A 17396-nucleotide genomic window follows, 5' to 3' on the forward strand; every position below is an offset into this window, starting at 1 on the left:
TATCCAAAAAGGAGCAAATGTCTTTTCGGACGGTGCAGGAGGATTTTAAAAGGAAAAAACAAAGAAGTTTAGGGGTGCGGACTTCCTGCTGTTTCCCTCTTTTTCCCTGCTTATCCCGACCCTTTTAAAATCCGAAAACTCCTGCTTACTTTTGCGTCAGAAATCAATAATTACGCAAATAAAACAACAACGAAAAATGAGATTTACAGCCATTGACACCTCCGCTTGGGAGGAACTGAAAGAGAGCATCGTGGAGCTGACCGACTGTTTCAACGAACATTTTGCCCCACCTGCCAAGCTGCCCGACCTGTTGCACAATGGAGACGTGTGTCGAATACTGAACATCAGTAAGCGGACACTTCAGCACTACCGAGACACTTCCGTACTGCCATTTATTCAAATCGGGCATAAATGCTATTACAAACGTGAGGACGTGGAGACACTACTCGCTAAGTCTGACCCTCCTAAATAAAATGAACTATGGAATACGAAACTATCAGCAAAGAAACACCCGAAATGAAACAGCTCATTTCGGGCATCAGAAACCTCACAAAGCGTGTGCGGGCAACGGCACAGACACACCGCCCCCTATTCGGGGGAGAACTCTATCTCACAGGGAGAGAAGTATGCGAGAGGCTCTTCCTCTCTCCCCGCACTTTGCAGGACTATCGGGACAAAGGCATTTTCCCATACACGCAGATTGCAGGGAAGATACTTTACCGATTGTCTGACCTGCAACGAATTTTGCAAGAGAATTATGTAAACAGAAGAGGGTGTGTCAAAATGCAAATTAATAACTTGACAACTTTCAAACTATAAGTAATTTTTTTCTAAAGGCAAAGAAAAACCATTTCTTTACTCAAAATCGAGTACAGAAATGGTCTTTTTTAATGAATTGTTTCAAACTGTAAGATTATCAAAATGGTATTTGCATTTTGACACACCCTCTTTTTTTGCTCTTATCTTGAAAAATCTGTCGTTCTGTGTTAAATGCTTTGTTTTTCTTTAGAATATCACAGAAAAACTATAATTTTGCAATTGAGCATATTGTGTGCTCATACATTTTGGTAAAAAAAGAGGCGTTATGCCCTATTCTTGTATGTACGAGGCCTGAGAAACTTCCCAACAATACATATTCAAAAGTAATTAGAATGCTAAAAAAGATTATCCTAAAAGGAGAGCAGAAAAGAGTTTTGTTTCTTCCTCCGACAAAGCCCATTCAAATAAAAGGTGTAGCAGGCAGTGGTAAGACTACAGTCGCTCTATACAGAGCAAAGCACCTATTAGAAACTCAAAATACACTTTTTAAAGAAGCAAAGATAGCTATTTTTACTTTTAACAAGACATTAGCAGCCTACATAAAAGCAGTAAGTCCTTATATAAATGGTGGATATCAAAAAGACACTGACGAAATAAATCCTAAAACTCCAGATGGGTTAAATGTTACCATTGTGAATTTCCACAGTTGGGCTTATCGCTTTGCTGGAATTGGATACGATACCACTATTCTGAAACCAGAACAAATCAATATTATAGAGAATATAAAAAGATCGGGGAAAGTAATAAACTCAAACCTACTAAATAAAAGCTCAGAATTTTTTCTAGAAGAGATTTCGTGGATAAAGGGTAAACTTTTCAATTCGAGAACGGAGTACTTAGAAGCAAAGCGTATTGGAAGAGGTATATCAGACAGAGTTACTGCAAGTGATAAAGAAACAATATGGAGTATTTACACAATGTACAGTGAAGAGTTGAAAAATAGAGGAAAAAAAGATTTTGATGATTATGCGATAATTAGTTTACAAAAAATTGAAAACGATTCATCTTGGGAGCCGCCATTCACTCATATAATTATTGATGAAGCTCAAGATTTAAACAAAGCTCAAATTCTAGTTATTTCGAAGTTAGTCTCTCAAGAAACAGAGAGTATATCAATCATAGCAGATGCTGCTCAAAGAATTTATAAAAGTGGCTTTACTTGGTCTGAAGTTGGTCTAAATGTTCGTGGTGGTAGAACCATAGAATTTAAAAAGAATTACAGGAATTCTGTACACATTGCTAGGGCTGCGCTTTCTTTATTGGAAAATGAAGAAGACAAATCGGAATTCACAGTAGTTGAAACAGCTCTTTCAGGTGGTGAAAAACCTACATTATCCCTTTTAGGAAGTTTTGAGGGACAACTTGCTTATTTGAAAGATGAGCTGCAAAACCTAAAAAATACAGGGAAAATAAATAGCACAATAGTTTTGCACAGAACAAATGATGGTGTAAATAGAATTCAACATTATCTTAACACTAATGGCTTTCAAACAGAACTCGTAAGATCAAACCTGCCCGTAAGATACGAAAGTGATAGTATTAAAATCAGCACTATGTCCTCCGTGAAGGGGTTGGAATTTGATAATGTGTTTATTATGGATTTGGCAGATGAAATAATTCCTTATCCTCCAGGATTTATCGAGACAGATGACGAATTTCATATTTCTACTGAAAGGAGGCTATTATACACCTGTATGACTAGAGCAAGAAATATTCTCTTTCTAATAGGTGATAAGAATAATCCATCAAGATACATTGCCGAAATTGATGCAAATTTTCTAAATAAAGTATCAACACTTCCTTCTGAATGTGCTTTAAACGATGATTACTTACCTTTCTAGTTATGGATAAAAAAGCGGACTACATATATTTTCAAGAAGAAATATCAAAACGAGGAATAGAGTTTCTGATACACTTTACGCCAACTATTAATCTTTATAGTATACTAGAACAAGGCAAGCTGATGTCAAGAAAAACTCTCGAAAATTTAGATATTGAGCAATTCGACATATTGGACTATGCCCAATTTACTGATAACGTTAGATGCGATGATAAAGGCTTTATCAATTTATCCATTTCGGGACCAAATACGTTCCTCTTTTCAAAATTTCAGGAGAGAACTAAAGATGATATGACGATAGATTGGTGCATCTTGAAAATTGATCCAAAATATATCTATGAAAAGGAAACGAAATTTTCAGTAACAAATGCTGCATCAAATGTTGCAAAGGCTATAGGGGTAACGGGAGACTTGGATAAATTTAAAATGCTATTTGCAAATAGTATTAATATACCCTATGGCATTCGTGGCAAAATTAATTCAAAGTACCCAACGAATGTCCAAGCTGAGGTTCTGGTAAAAAAGGATATACCTGTTGAGAGTATTATTGAAGTATGTTTTAATTCTATAGAAAGTTTTGCATCTGCTAAAGCTGCATTGTCAGAGTTTGATACAAGTAATTTTGTTGTTGATATGGAGATTTTTTCACCAAATAGAACATTATGAAACCTGAAACCAAATATAAAGGAGCAATAAAACTTGCTGCAATTGGGGATGCCCTTGGCTGGATAACAGAATTTGAAAGGAACTCTGATACCTTAAAGTCAAAATACGGGACAGTTTATGTTTCTAAGTTTTATGATTGGGAAAAGAAAGTTGGTGGCAAGTTCAATGGATACATAGATAAATTAAAAAAAGGGTCATATTCCGACGATACCCAACTAATGCTTTCTGTAGCGAGGTCTATTATGGGAAATGGTGCTATTGATCGTGAATATTTTTCTAAAGTAGAATTACCAAGTTGGATTTTGTATGCTCGTGGAGCAGGTAGAACCATAAAAAATGCCGCGAGAAAAATTGAACGGAAATCAGCGAAATGGAATAATAATTTTTTCACCTATAAGGCTGGCACCATAACGATTGACTACAGAGAAAGTGGTGCAAATGGAGCAGCAATGCGTATTCTTCCTATTGCTCTTGCAAATTTTGGAGACATTGACAAAATCAAGAAAGAAATTTTTGCAAACAGTATTGTGACACATGGTCACCCAAGGGCGATTATTGGTGCAATGCTTTATGGCTATGCAGTTCATACAATTCTAAAATTTCTTCCTGAATACTTTTCTTATAAAACATACTTAACTGAGCTTGGAAAAAACATTCATCAAAAGCTTTCAATCCCTTTTATTAAGGAACATGATTTTGATAGTTGGGAAAATGAATGGAATAGTAAAGCCCAAATATCATTCACAGATCAATACCAAGTAGTACTTGACGAGACACAACAGTATTTGCGCAATATTTACAAATGCCTGAATCATAATATAGATGACGAAACAGCTCTCCGCATATTGGGTTGCTATAATTTGGATACAAAGGGTTCAGGAACTTCTACTGTAATTGCAGGTATTTTTCTTTGTTGTAAATATCATAATGAACCGATAAGGGGTATAGAACAAGCTGTTAACTTGATTGGAACTGACACTGATAGCATTGCTGCTTTCGTAGGTGGATTAATAGGTTCACTACACGGTACTTCTATTATTCCTGATAGATATAAATTAATTCAAGATTCTGATTACCTTGACAAGGTTGCTGTTAGACTTTTGAAAATATCTGAGAATCGTGTAGTAAAAGAGAAAGTTCAAAATTATCTGGGCTTAAAATCAATCAATACTATAACTGATGATAACTTTGACTTAAATGAATCTATTTATTTCGAGCCTCTTGGCAGAGGAAAGATAATACATATTGACAGGCAAAATACTTTAACTAAAGGGAAGTATAATCTGTTGATTGATGTTGAATTTGATTTGGGGCAGAGTTGCAGGTTTGCTAAGTTAATGAATAAAGAACGTAAAACTCTCCCAAGCTCTACATGTTCTGATTTTCAAGATAAAAAGCATCAAATAAAGGTATTCTCCTCGGAGACTCAAAATTGCATAAACCTTTTTATGAGAGAGTTAAATCAAGAACAGCAGAAACACTTTAATGATATTCTAACTTTGATTCAACTAGAATATGATGATTAACTAATTTGTCTTGTGTTTATAATTTCTGTGTTAGCGACTATTGCATTAATGGACAAAATTCGTAATGGTCATCATTGATATGGATTTTAAACAAGGCGAAGATCAGGATTAAAACATTCTTCGCCTTGTTTCTTTGTTACTCATATTTCTCTATTAGCCTATCCATATCCTTTGAAATCTTATTATCCGTGATTTGAGCATAAATCTGTGTACTCGCAATGGACGCATGTCCCATCATCTTGGCAATACTCTCAATCGGTATGCCTGCTTCCAATGTCAGCGCACCGAAAGAATGGCGACCGACATGAAAGGACAGGGATTGGCGAATGGCACAAGCCAGACCAATAGTCTTGAGGTGCATGCCTATCTGTATTCTACTCATCGAGGTTGCAAAGATGGGGCTATCCTCTTTCCTGTCTTTCAGTGGGTAAAGCGAGAGTATTTGCTCGGCTATCGGGGGCAGGGGCGTAATGCTCTCGACATCGGTCTTCTTTCTGTACTGCCGGATATAACGTATCCCTGCATTGTTCGTTTCAATATCACAGTACCGCAACTTGCTCACATCAGCAAAAGCCAGACCTGTAAATACCGAGAAAAGAAACAACTTCCGCACAAATTCCGCCTGTTCATTTTGCAAGGGCATAGCCAACAGACGGGCTATATCCGTCTTACTCAAACAGCGAATTTTTCGCTCCACCCGCTCATACTTGGCATCCTCAAAAGGATTATACCGAATGGTTTGCTGGCTCACAGCCCTATACATCAACCGACTTAACCAAAAGAGATTTTGTTTTGTTGAGGACAAAGCATAACCTTTTCTTTTGAAGTGGATGCGATAATCATCGAAAAACTCCATAGTAAGAGTTGTCAGAGGAATATCTGCTACGCCTTTACTTTCTACAAAACTTTCCAACTGCCTGTGATAGCTACGGCAGCTTTGGTAAGTGCCTGAAGCCTTTGTGGATTGAACGATTGACAGTTCCTCTTGGCTAAGGGCAAGCAATGTGGTGGGATTTGATCCGACACCTTGCAAGTGGTTTTTAAGCAACTCGGCACTCACAGTACCGAATTGCAGGAGCAACGTATTATACCCCTGCTCTATCTTCTCACGAAACGAATGCAAGCGTTGGTTCTGCTGCTTGTCGTTGGTCTCTTGTCGCTTTACGCTCCAATCGTCGGGCGATGTGTTTTCTCCTGTGGACATCACGACTTTTGCGCCATCTATCGTAATGCGGCAAAGGATTGCTGTTGTACCATCCGCTTTCAGTTTGCTGCGATTGATGTAGAATAGAATGTTGAATGTACTACGCATAATCTCAAAGGCTAAGGGTTAAATCTTCTGTGAAAGAGAGAAAGCGACCAAATTCCTCAAATATTTTCTTCGGTGTCACCATAGGCATAACGCTCGGTGGTCTCAATTTTGCTATGACCAAGCATTTTACTCACTGTTTCAATCGGCACTCCATTCTCCAAGGTTATCAATGTTGCAAAGGTGTGCCGTCCTATATGTGCGGTCAAGGGAATGGCAATCCCTGCTCTCAGTTGTAGGGCTTTCAGGAGGAAACGGTAGGTTTCGTAACTGATAGTCGGCAAAAGCGTGTCCCGTTCATCCGAATGGTATGTATCAAGCAGAGTAATGGTTTGGGGCAGAAGTTTTACCCGACAAAGGGTATTAGTCTTTTGTCTTCTGAATTTAAGCCACATAGCCCCTGCATCATCCTGCACAAGATGTTCCTTGCGCAGATTCATCATGTCGCAAAAGGCTGTGCCTGCGTAGCAGGTGAACAGGAAAAGGTTACGGGCAAGTGTCAGTTCTGTTTCCTCCTCTTCTAATCGGACTTGCCTTATCTTGTCCAAAGAAGCCCTGTCCAAAACTCTGGGCAATTTACTCTCTCCTCTGTCTATCTTGACAAGGTCAAAGAGAGGACGGTCTATGATACCCTCGCGAAAAGCCAAACGGCATACTTTCTTGACCGCCAAAGCCATCTTGCGGTAATAACTCTGTGAATGACCGTGTCTTCCCACGCTGTATTGATGCAAGCCGTCCAAGAAATCCTCGGTTAGTTGCCCAAAGGTGATGTCAGCGGTATGGTATCGCTCTAAAATAAAGACTTGCAGATGCTTTCGGAGCATGTAATAGACCGAGTGCCAACGTGCCGTAATCTCCACACCAACTAATTGCTTTTTGTCTTCCACCATTTGGTCGTAGCGTTGTAAGAACGTAGTACGGTTCTACATTGAGCCTTGAAATTGCTCCTTGATATCTTTTGCCGAGAACTCTATACCTCGCTCGCAAAGCGTTTGGTATGCTCGTTGTACAGAGAGGAGCAACTGTTCCAACTTCGCATTAGTTGCCACTGCTTCACGGCTCTTTCCGTTCAGTCTACTCTCACGCACATTCCACAACTTGGGATTACACGATAGCTTACTGCTGAACTGAGCCATTGTGCGGTTATATGTTATTCTTCCCATTATCGGAGCTTGGCCCCGACTTATCCATACCGCTCTTTTTGAGGTAGAGCAACACCTTCATTTTCCCTTTTTGCATACGCTTCTGTTTTTGTGGGCAAAGTTACCCGTTTTTGAAGCGTTTTCAGCTATGCAAAACATTGTGATTCAGTGCATAAACACCATATCAGTAGAAATCCTTACTATTGTGCTAACTGCTTCCTGTTACCTGTCTACGTCCTTTCACATTTGACTAACGATTTGGTAACGTATCTTTTGCACAAATCCGCATTTTCTGCACTTTCATCCTCAAAGCAATTCACGGCATAAATCCGTGTTTCTCACACATTCTCAATCACTTACCATCAATCTACATAAATCAACCTTTTTCTTGCATTTGCCCAGTAAAATGTGTACTTTTACCCATGTTATTGAAATTCTGTGGAGAAAACAAAAGTAACAAAAAGGGCTGAAATACAAGAGAGGATTTTAGCCCTTAACTTTTATATGTGGAAAAGGTTTACCCGACAGCAATATTTGTTGATAGAAGTATCCACTCACCTTTCTGTTGGAAGAGATGCTGAAAGTGAGGCTTCTTTTGGCGGGCAGAGGAGGGCGTCTGTCCCTACAGATTCTATATGTTTTCAAATAGAGCTAATAACTTCTCTACTCGTCAACTCTACCTAATCATAATTTTGAATTGTGAATTATAAATTCTGAATTGCACGTGGGCGTCAGCTTCTGTGGATTCCCATGTTCTGTAAGGAACTCTGTGTTGCCTTCAGGCTTCGTGCCATCCGTGTATTCTGTGTTAAAAATGTCCCTGCACTAAGTAATTCTGTTATCGCTTCGGTGTGAAGGGTAGTCTCACCCCCGTCCCCTCTCCGAATAGAGAGGGGAGTAGATAGTACCATTTTTCACAGAGCAAACAACTCGTTAACTTGTCAACCAGTCAACTTGTCGACTCGAAGTAATCATAATTTTGAATTACTGGTGGTGCAATAAAATTGATGCCACTTCTATATTGATTTGATATTTAATCAGTTAGAACGTTCTTAGATTTTTTGATTTGAAATGGTAAGAGTAATTTTGCAGCCTAAATCTGCAAGATTATGAATATTGGAAAGTACATATTCTCTCAAGTCATAGACTTTGTTCCTCGTTACCAGTTTGATAAACTTGTCACGAAATATAAAGGTGATATACATTCAAGAGAATTAAACAGCTATAATCATCTGTTACATTTATTGTTCGGTCAGATTACTGGCTGTGATTCCTTAAGAGACATATGTATGTGCCTGACAGCACATCATAATATATTGTATCATTTAGGAATTCGCAAAACAGTCACTCATTCTTCGTTATCTCGAGCCAATGAGAACCGCAACTATCACATATACGAGGAACTGGGCAAATATCTCATTGAACAAGTACGTCCATTGTATTCAGAGACAAAATTGTCAGAGGTATCTGTTGACAATGTACTTTATGCTTTAGACTCCACAACAATATCAACAAGCATAGTGCTTGCAACCTGGGCTTTGGGTAAATACAGTAAGGGAGCAGTTAAAATGCACATATTACTTGATTTACGTGGAAGCATTCCTGACAGCATTCATATTACAGACGGCAAATGGCATGACAGTAACGAGCTGGATAGGATTGAGCCAGAGCCACTTGCATTTTATATGATGGATAAGGCATATGTGGACTTTGATGCATTATACAGATTTCATAAGGCTGGTGCATTTTGGATTTGCCGTCCAAAAGACAACATGCGATATGAGATTGTAGACCACAAAGAAGACTTTGATGTAAGCACTGGAGTAAGAGGCAATTTTACAATACGCCTAACTACATGCAAATTCAGAAAGCTATATCCTGAACATATCCGAAAAGTGTGTTACTATGATGCAGTCAACGGTAAAGAAGTCGAATTCATAACCAATAACTTTGAGATTGAAGCATTAGAAATTGCAAATCTCTATAGACACAGATGGGATATTGAGGTCTTCTTCAAATGGATCAAACAAAATATTGTTGTCAAGACTTTATGGGGATTTTCAAAGAATGCGGTAAGCACCCATCTGTGGGTTGCAATTATCACATATCTTCTAATTGCCAAGATAAAGCATGAGTACAAAAGCCCATATTCAATAACAGAGGTGGCTACTTTAATAAGAATTTCAGTACTTGAAAAAGTAAACTTGAAAGAGCTTATAACGAAGCAAGACCCTCTTCCATCTCATAATCAATATGTCAAAGAACGATCTCTTTTTGATGATATTTAATTACCGTGCAATTTTATTGCACCAGTACTAATTTTGAATTATGAACTTTGAATTTTGAATTAAAGAAAGCCTATGCCACTTTCTCCAAACGCTTCATCATCAAGAACATGAAGGCGGCGGAAACGAGGCAGAGAACGATGAATACTGACCAAACAATGGTGAGTGACAAGCCGCCCCAGAGGTATCCTCCAACGCTGACAAGGAGGTTTCCGATTGCTGTGGCTACAAACCATCCGCCCATCATTGCGCCCTTATACTTTGGAGGAGCTACCTTACTAACGAAGCTGATACCCATCGGACTGAGTAATAACTCACCAAAGGTGAGGACGAGGTAAGTTCCAATTAGCCAGTTGGCTGACGCAAATGGAGTTTCTCCACCTGCTGCCTTTGCTGCTGCCTGTTCGTTAGGTGTGAGCAAACCTTGCGATGCCATGACCATAAGGAAGTAGGCGCAACCTGCAACAATCATACCGTATGCTATCTTGCGAGGTGCTGAAGGCTCTTTACCTTTGGCTGCCAACGAACTGAAGATAGCCATACTTACTGGTGTGAGGGCTACTACATAGAATGGATTGAACTGCTGGAAAATAGGTGCACTAACCTCTACAGAGCCTGAAAGCTCGCTGTATTTCCACATTAAAACCAATACTGCTACGAGGAAGACAACGCCTGAGATTGCCTTTGCTTTTGCTGTTTTGCTCTGGAAGAAAGCCATACCACTATACACCATGAACACTATCATGACCAGATTGACTACATCAAATGCCATGCTCTGAACGCCTGTTGAAACAGGACTCACAAACTCATTAGCGAAGTAAGTAAGCGTCAGACCATTCTGATGGAACGCCATCCAGAAGAAGATAACGACTGCAAAAACAAGACAGAGAGCCACAATGCGCTCCTTTGTCTGCTGTGGGGTGAGTTCTTCTTCAGCAACAGTAGTATCCTTCTTCTCGGTCTTTCCGTTGCCACCCTCAACGTGTTTGAACATACGACGACACCCATAATAGATTGCCATAGACACGATTAATGATACACAAGCTACTGCGAATGAGAAGTGATAAGCGTCATTACTACTGCAATGGAGCGTTGCCTCTGCCCAAGACTGAATCTTTACGGCAGCCGTTGGAGCAAAGAGCGCACCGATATTGATTGCCATGTAGAAGATTGAGAACGCTGAATCGCGCTTGCCAGCAAGCTCTGGTGTGTCATAGAGATTACCCACCATGACCTGCAGATTACCCTTAAATAGACCCGTTCCAAAGCTGATCAGCAACAGAGCTGCTAGCATAGCAACGAACGCAACAGAGCCTCCGCCCAATGGAATAGACAGGAAGAGATAACCGACAAACATAATAGCAATACCAATGGTTACCATTTTCCCGTACCCGAACTTATCGGCCATGACGCCTCCAATAAGCGGTAGGAAGTAGACGAGACCAAGGAAGATACTATAGATTAGACCCGCTGTCCCGGCCTCTAATCCGAAGTTTGCTCTCAAGAATAAAGCGAATACTGCCAACATTGTGTAGTATCCGAACCGCTCGCCAGTATTGGCTAACGCCAAGGCATAAAGCGCTTTTGGTTGGTTTTCAAACATAATGATAAAAATCTAGGTTAATATTACTTTGTTCGTTTGATATCGAATAGGTAAGTCGCTTTCACTACTATGTTGCCAAAGTTCGACTTACCGAAATAATCTTTCTTAGAGCTTCCGTAGATGTTTCCTAATCCATAGTAATAACGTCCTTCAAGTAGGAAGTGCCCCACATGACGGCTACTCCATTCCATTCCCAAGCCCGCTGCTATACCATAATCGAACTTCTTCTCTACAGCTTTCGACTCTTGTGCGACGGTGACATTACTACGTCCTGTGCCGTCAGTAGCGAGGTTTGGAGTGGTATAATTCATGTTGGTTGACTCGTTCAGATAGATTCCTATCTGTGGACCAGCTTGTACAAAGAAGTTGAAACCACGCTGTTCTTTGCCCCAAGCAAGGTGTGCAAAGACTGGAATTTGTATGTAGTTAATTGTTCGAGAGTATTTCTCTGCCTGTCCGTTGGCGTTGATAACTGGCTGATCAGTGCTTGTTTGTATCTTTTCTTGCCATCCAATAGAAGCGTAATTGACCTCTCCATAGATGGAGCAGATGGTATTGAAATACTTTTCACATACGTATCTAACACTCAAACCACCTGTTATTCCCCCATGAAGAGACTGTGACACTTTTGGACTGAAGCCCACATTAGAAAGGGCATAACCGCCATTAATACCAATGGAAAGGTCGTCACGATGTTCTCCCACTTGTGCTGCAACACGCATCGGGAGCACAAGTAAGAGCAAAAGGAATATGCTTAATGTCTTATTTCTCATATTATAAGCAGCTGTACCAGCGATGGTTAATAAACGAGATTCTCCATCTTCTGGTCAGTAGTAAAGTGTATCAACTGGAAGTTGTTATTGATGTATCCTCCCTGCCCTACACGTTCGAAGTTATAACGAGTTTGTAGTGGGCGATACTTCACTTCGCTATATACACCCTTGAAGTCCTTTCCCTGCGCTTTTATTCCACGTACAAAGAACTGCGCCTGATCGTAACCTGTGAGTGCCAAACGGGGTATGTATTGCTTAGCCATTGGCTCGCCGTACTGTTCATTATACTTAGCTTCGAGCGACTTGGTCTTCTCTGACATCTTATTATAATAATAGGTGGAAGGAATGTAAGTGTTATATTTGAAGAAGAAGTCCAAGTCGTAATCTTGATAAACGAACCATTGATTATAGCCAAAGAGGGCTATTGCAATGCCTGGATTAGTCTTCTTGAGTTGTGCCAGTTTAGTAAACACCTCGTTTAACTGCGGACTCTTCTCCGAGTTAAGGACAACTACATTAGGGCGAGTCTTATCGAAGTGCTTTGCAAAGTCGGCTGCGGAAGACTTCAGACTGGTAAGGTCATACTTGATCTTCAGCATATCCAACTGCTTACGAAGCGTTGAGGTGAAGTTGCCTACTTGGCTACTTGCATCGTTGCAATTAATGAATACAGGATGATGAGACTTTTGGAAACGCTCTAAGAATGAAGCAATTGCTTTGCTATTGAGGCTTTCCTCGGTCTGATAAACTTGATAGATATTAGGGTTATTTTCTACTTCGTTGCCTGTTATTGAGAATGGGATAACGAGCTTTGTGCCATGTGCTCGACAGAAATCAGCCAATGGCTTCACCTGATCAGAGTAGAGTGGACCAAAGATGAGATCAAGTTTTGAGGCATTAGGGTCTAATAAAGTAGTACGAATGTCAGCATCCTTTGGAACATTCCAAGCATGTACGTCGGTTGTAATACCTTCACTCTTCATCTCGTTGAGGGCTAACAGCACACCGCGATAAAACTCTATCATGCGCTTGCCATCACCATCTTGATTATGGAGAGGGAGCATGATTCCAACATGAATAGCGTTCTCTTGTTTTGCGATAGCAGCCGCATTTGCGCCTTTCTTCTTAGCCTCTTTATCAGCTTTGGAAGGCTTTACAGTTTTGCCCATTATCGACCCATCAGGGCGGATATCACCATCTTTTGCAAATGGAACAAGGATGAGTTCACCTTTTTTCAACTCATATCCTGCGGTCTTCATAATCGGATTAGAGTCTATCAACTGTTGAATAGTTACACCATACTCTTTGGCTATTCCGAATATAGTCTCCTTACGTTTCACCTGATGTTGATCACGCCATACAACATTCTGAGCCATCACACTACAGCTAATCATTATGGTGAATAGCAACAAGAGATATCTTAAACTGTTTTTTATGCACATGTCTTTTGAGATTACAAACTGTTACTTATATGCAAATACATGTGCAAATATACAAAAGAAATCTGTAATCAACAGGTGTAGATAGCAAAAAAACGTAAAATAGATAATGGCTTCTTGTATATCAACCATCGCTTTTCTGTTTTGCTTGTAGGTGTGAGAAAAAATGCTTATATTTGCACGATTATCCTTTTGGAGACGTTGAATTGTAAGGTAAAAGAGATGAGAGATAAATATACAAGATTCTTATTACTGTTTTTGTCAATGCTTGTCACGGTCTATACAAAGGCACAGGATTGCCAGCCAACAGGCTCTTATAACGATGAGAATGGCGAAGTCATGACGATAAATGCAGGTGATAATTATACAGGATCGGCACCTTTAACGATGAAACTGAAGGCTAATGCGCCTACAACGAATGACCCTGCAACGCATTATGAATGGCATTTCTTTGCACAAACAAGCCCTCGTGAGGCTTTTCTGATACGTTATGAAGAAGACACAGAATACACTTTCACGAAGGCAGGTAATACACAGATTGTGCTTTACGAGATACTCAATGGAGACACAACTCGTTATAATCCTATAAGCGTATCTATTAGTGAAAGCAGCTTGCAAATGCCTAATGTTTTCACTCCAAATGGCGATGGTATCAATGATATCTATCGAGCGAAAACAGGCTACAAGAGTATCATTGAGTTCAAAGCAATTATATTCAATCGATGGGGACAGAAGCTCTATGAGTGGACAGACCCTGCTGGTGGATGGGATGGAAAGTATAAAGGTAAGGATGTAGCTGAGGGGACTTACTTTGTGAATGTGACGGCAAAAGGTGCTGACGGAAGGCGTTTCAATATTCGGCGCGACGTCAATCTGCTAAGGGGATACAACCAATTAACACCCTAAACACACAACTCCTCATTCATAATTTATCATTAGGATAATTCCTAACTCCGAATTTTTCATTCCTAACTCACCATTATATATTTTATAAGCAACAAACAGATATGAACGAAAAGATAGAAGTCTTCGGTGCAAGAGTACACAACTTGAAGAACATAGACATAACTATTCCACGCAACTCACTCACTGTCTTCACTGGACTATCGGGTTCGGGGAAGAGTTCTCTAGCCTTTGATACCATCTTCGCAGAGGGTCAACGAAGATACATAGAGACCTTCTCCGCCTATGCTCGCAACTTCCTCGGTAATATGGAGCGCCCAGATGTGGACAAGATAACGGGACTCTCGCCTGTAATCTCTATCGAACAGAAGACGACGAATAAGAATCCTCGCTCCACAGTGGGCACTACGACGGAGATATATGACTATCTTCGCTTGCTTTACGCACGTGCTGGTGAGGCCTTCTCATATATGAGTGGGGAGAAGATGGTGAAGTACACTGAGGAGAAGGTAGTCGATATGATCATGGCTGACTATCGTGAACGTAAGATCTACATATTGGCTCCTTTGGTTCGAAACCGTAAGGGTCACTATCGCGAACTATTTGAGCAAATGCGACGAAAGGGCTATCTTTACATCCGTATAGATGGTGAAATTGAGGAACTCACACGCGGTATGAAGGTGGATAGATACAAGAACCATAACATCGAAGTGGTCATTGATAAGATGAAACTCAGCGACACGGAAGATGCCACCCAACGTGAACGTCTATCGAAAACTATCGCTACTGCGATGAAACAAGGCGATGGTTTGATTATGATACTGGATAATGAGACGAGTGCAGCAAAATATTTCTCTAAACGTCTCATGGACCCTGTTACGGGTATTGCATATAAAGATCCTGCCCCCAACATCTTCTCTTTCAATTCCCCAGAAGGGGCTTGTCCGCATTGCAAAGGATTGGGTGTAATTGATGAAATCGACCTAAAGAAAGTGATCCCTGATGACGCTTTGAATATCTATGAAGGGGCTATCGTACCATTAGGGAAGTATAAGAATCAGATGATATTCTGGCAGATTGAAGCCCTATTGAAGAAGTATGATTGTACCTTAAAAACACCCGTTAAAGACATTCCCAAGGAGTGCATGGATGAGATTCTATATGGTTCTTTGGAGAAACTAAAGATTGCCAAGGAACTTGTTCACACCTCTTCGGATTACTTCATATCCTTTGATGGTATCATCAAATACCTCCGCACAATCATGGAAAGTGATGATTCGGCTGCCGGGAAGAAGTGGGCTGACCAGTTCATAGCCGAGGTTACTTGCCCAGAATGCCATGGGCAGCGTCTCAATCGGGAGGCTTTATCCTATAAGATATGGGATAAGAACATCGCTGAACTTGCCAACATGGATATCAGCGAACTGATGGATTGGATTGATCATGTCGAGGAACACATGACGGAAAAACAGCGAGTTATAGCCACAGAGATTGTGAAGGAGATACGCAAACGCATTAACTTTCTATTGGAAGTGGGACTTGATTACTTGGCTCTCAATAGACAAAGTGCAACGCTATCAGGCGGAGAAAGCCAACGTATCAGACTAGCCACTCAGATTGGATCGCAGCTTGTCAACGTGCTTTATATCCTCGATGAACCTTCTATCGGACTGCATCAACGTGACAACGAGCGACTTATCAATTCCCTAAAAGAGCTGCGCGACATGGGTAACACGGTGATTGTTGTGGAACATGATGAGGACATGATGCGTGCTGCCGATTGGATTGTTGACATCGGTCCAAAGGCTGGACGAAAAGGAGGAGAGGTCGTCTTCCAAGGTAAACCGGCAGATATGCTCAAGAAGCACACGCTCACGGCACAGTATCTCAATGGTGAACGTAAGATAGAGATACCCACTGAAAGACGCAAAGGAAATGGGAAGTCTATCAAGTTGATAGGCTGCACTGGCAATAATCTAAAGGGTGTTGACGTAACTTTCCCACTAGGTGAATTGATTGTTGTAACAGGTGTTTCTGGCTCTGGAAAGAGTACACTTATCAACGAAACATTGCAACCTATCCTCTCACAACACTTCTATCGCTCATTGAAACGACCCATGCCTTACAAGAAAATAGAGGGCATTGACAATATAGATAAGGTGGTGAATGTGGACCAAAGTCCTATCGGGCGCACCCCACGTAGCAACCCCGCAACCTATACGGGAGTATTCTCTGACATCCGACAGTTGTTTGTCAACCTCCCAGAAGCTAAGATTCGAGGCTACAAACCAGGGCGTTTCTCCTTCAACGTAAGGGGTGGACGATGTGAAGCATGTGGTGGTAATGGATACAAGACTATCGAGATGAACTTCCTTCCGGATGTAATGGTTCCATGTGAGATATGCCATGGTAAGCGTTACAATCGGGAGACTCTTGAGGTACGATTTAAGGGTAAGTCGATTGCAGATGTACTAGATATGACGGTCAACATGGCCGTGGAGTTCTTCGAGAATGTACCGCAGATTTTACCAAAGATAAAGGCTTTGCAGGACGTTGGATTGGGTTATATCAAACTCGGACAAAGCTCAACAACGCTATCGGGAGGCGAGAGTCAGCGTGTCAAACTGGCTACTGAACTATCGAAGAGGGATACGGGTAAAACGCTATTCATCCTCGACGAACCAACTACGGGACTGCATTTTGAGGATATCCGCATCCTTATGGACGTCCTTGAGAAGCTGGTGGATCGGGGCAATACAGTACTCATCATTGAACATAACCTCGATGTTATCAAGCTCGCCGACTACATCATTGACATGGGACCAGAGGGTGGTCGCAATGGTGGAAGGCTCCTTGCAGCAGGTCTTCCAGAGGTAGTTGCCAAGAATAAAGAGAGCCACACAGCCCCTTTCTTAGCAAAGATTCTGAAATAACCTATCGTATTTTCCGGATTAAACTAATACTGTTAATGTCGCAAATTAGCACTATTGCCAAAGCAAAGTACGACAATAAGCGTAACAGATTACCGCAATAGGCAAAGTAAACGAGCATCATTACCAGAACTAAAAAGTCTAGGCATCGTTACGCATGA

12 protein-coding genes and 1 pseudogene are annotated in these 17396 nt (G+C 40.8%); 8 read left to right on the forward strand and 5 right to left on the reverse strand.

Annotated elements, in window-relative coordinates:
* Nucleotides 1–196: 196 nt before the first annotated feature.
* From J5A55_RS10835 to J5A55_RS10855, 5 genes are all read left to right on the forward strand, one after another.
* Complete coding sequence (locus tag J5A55_RS10835; protein WP_039851036.1) at nt 197–472, forward strand: helix-turn-helix domain-containing protein; 276 nt, start codon at nt 197–199, stop codon at nt 470–472.
* Between the two features lie 8 nt (nt 473–480).
* Nucleotides 481–819: a helix-turn-helix domain-containing protein gene (locus tag J5A55_RS10840; RefSeq protein ID WP_004381841.1), complete on the forward strand. Its 339-nt coding sequence runs from the start codon at nt 481–483 to the stop codon at nt 817–819.
* A gap of 332 nt (nt 820–1151) precedes the next feature.
* The gene (locus J5A55_RS10845; RefSeq protein WP_004381840.1) at nt 1152–2660 is read left to right on the forward strand and encodes a 3'-5' exonuclease; all 1509 of its coding nucleotides are present in this window, start codon (nt 1152–1154) and stop codon (nt 2658–2660) included.
* 2 nt (nt 2661–2662) lie between these two features.
* Nucleotides 2663–3325, forward strand: a complete 663-nt coding sequence (locus tag J5A55_RS10850) for a DarT ssDNA thymidine ADP-ribosyltransferase family protein (protein WP_004360788.1) — start codon at nt 2663–2665, stop codon at nt 3323–3325.
* Nucleotides 3322–4851, forward strand: coding sequence for an ADP-ribosylglycohydrolase family protein (locus J5A55_RS10855; RefSeq protein ID WP_004381839.1), 1530 nt, complete (start codon nt 3322–3324; stop codon nt 4849–4851). Before J5A55_RS10850 ends, J5A55_RS10855 begins: the two co-directional genes overlap by 4 nt.
* Before the next feature lie 136 nt (nt 4852–4987).
* Here J5A55_RS10855 and J5A55_RS10860 read toward each other — a convergent pair whose 3' ends face one another.
* A complete protein-coding gene (locus tag J5A55_RS10860; protein WP_004381838.1) occupies nt 4988–6163 on the reverse strand; it encodes a site-specific integrase in 1176 nt (391 codons plus the stop codon).
* A gap of 4 nt (nt 6164–6167) precedes the next feature.
* Nucleotides 6168–7399, reverse strand: a pseudogene (locus tag J5A55_RS10865) (site-specific integrase).
* Nucleotides 7400–8411: 1012 nt separating this feature from the next.
* Here J5A55_RS10865 and J5A55_RS10870 point away from each other — a divergent pair.
* A complete protein-coding gene (locus J5A55_RS10870) occupies nt 8412–9590 on the forward strand; it encodes an IS4 family transposase (protein WP_004381831.1) in 1179 nt (392 codons plus the stop codon).
* 70 nt (nt 9591–9660) lie between these two features.
* On the opposite strand, the gene J5A55_RS10875 is transcribed toward J5A55_RS10870, so the two are convergent.
* The 3 genes from J5A55_RS10875 to J5A55_RS10885 are packed head-to-tail and all read right to left on the reverse strand — an operon-like array spanning nt 9661 to nt 13339.
* Entirely contained in the window at nt 9661–11190 is a 1530-nt protein-coding gene (locus tag J5A55_RS10875; RefSeq protein WP_004381830.1) for a peptide MFS transporter, read from the reverse strand.
* Nucleotides 11191–11213: 23 nt separating this feature from the next.
* Nucleotides 11214–11963 carry a porin family protein gene (locus tag J5A55_RS10880; RefSeq protein WP_004381829.1) on the reverse strand — a complete coding sequence of 250 codons (750 nt, stop codon included), beginning with the start codon at nt 11961–11963 and terminating at the stop codon, nt 11214–11216.
* Between the two features lie 26 nt (nt 11964–11989).
* A complete protein-coding gene (locus tag J5A55_RS10885; protein ID WP_004381828.1) occupies nt 11990–13339 on the reverse strand; it encodes a PBP1 and LysM peptidoglycan-binding domain-containing protein in 1350 nt (449 codons plus the stop codon).
* Nucleotides 13340–13624: 285 nt separating this feature from the next.
* Between J5A55_RS10885 and J5A55_RS10890 the strand changes: the two genes are divergently transcribed.
* Nucleotides 13625–14308: a T9SS type B sorting domain-containing protein gene (locus tag J5A55_RS10890; RefSeq protein ID WP_050755884.1), complete on the forward strand. Its 684-nt coding sequence runs from the start codon at nt 13625–13627 to the stop codon at nt 14306–14308.
* Between the two features lie 101 nt (nt 14309–14409).
* Nucleotides 14410–17238, forward strand: coding sequence for an excinuclease ABC subunit UvrA (gene uvrA / locus J5A55_RS10895; RefSeq protein WP_004381826.1), 2829 nt, complete (start codon nt 14410–14412; stop codon nt 17236–17238).
* The last annotated feature ends 158 nt before the right edge of the window (nt 17239–17396 follow it).

The sequence above is a fragment of the Prevotella veroralis genome (assembly GCF_018127765.1).
In the GTDB taxonomy this organism is placed as follows: domain Bacteria; phylum Bacteroidota; class Bacteroidia; order Bacteroidales; family Bacteroidaceae; genus Prevotella; species Prevotella veroralis.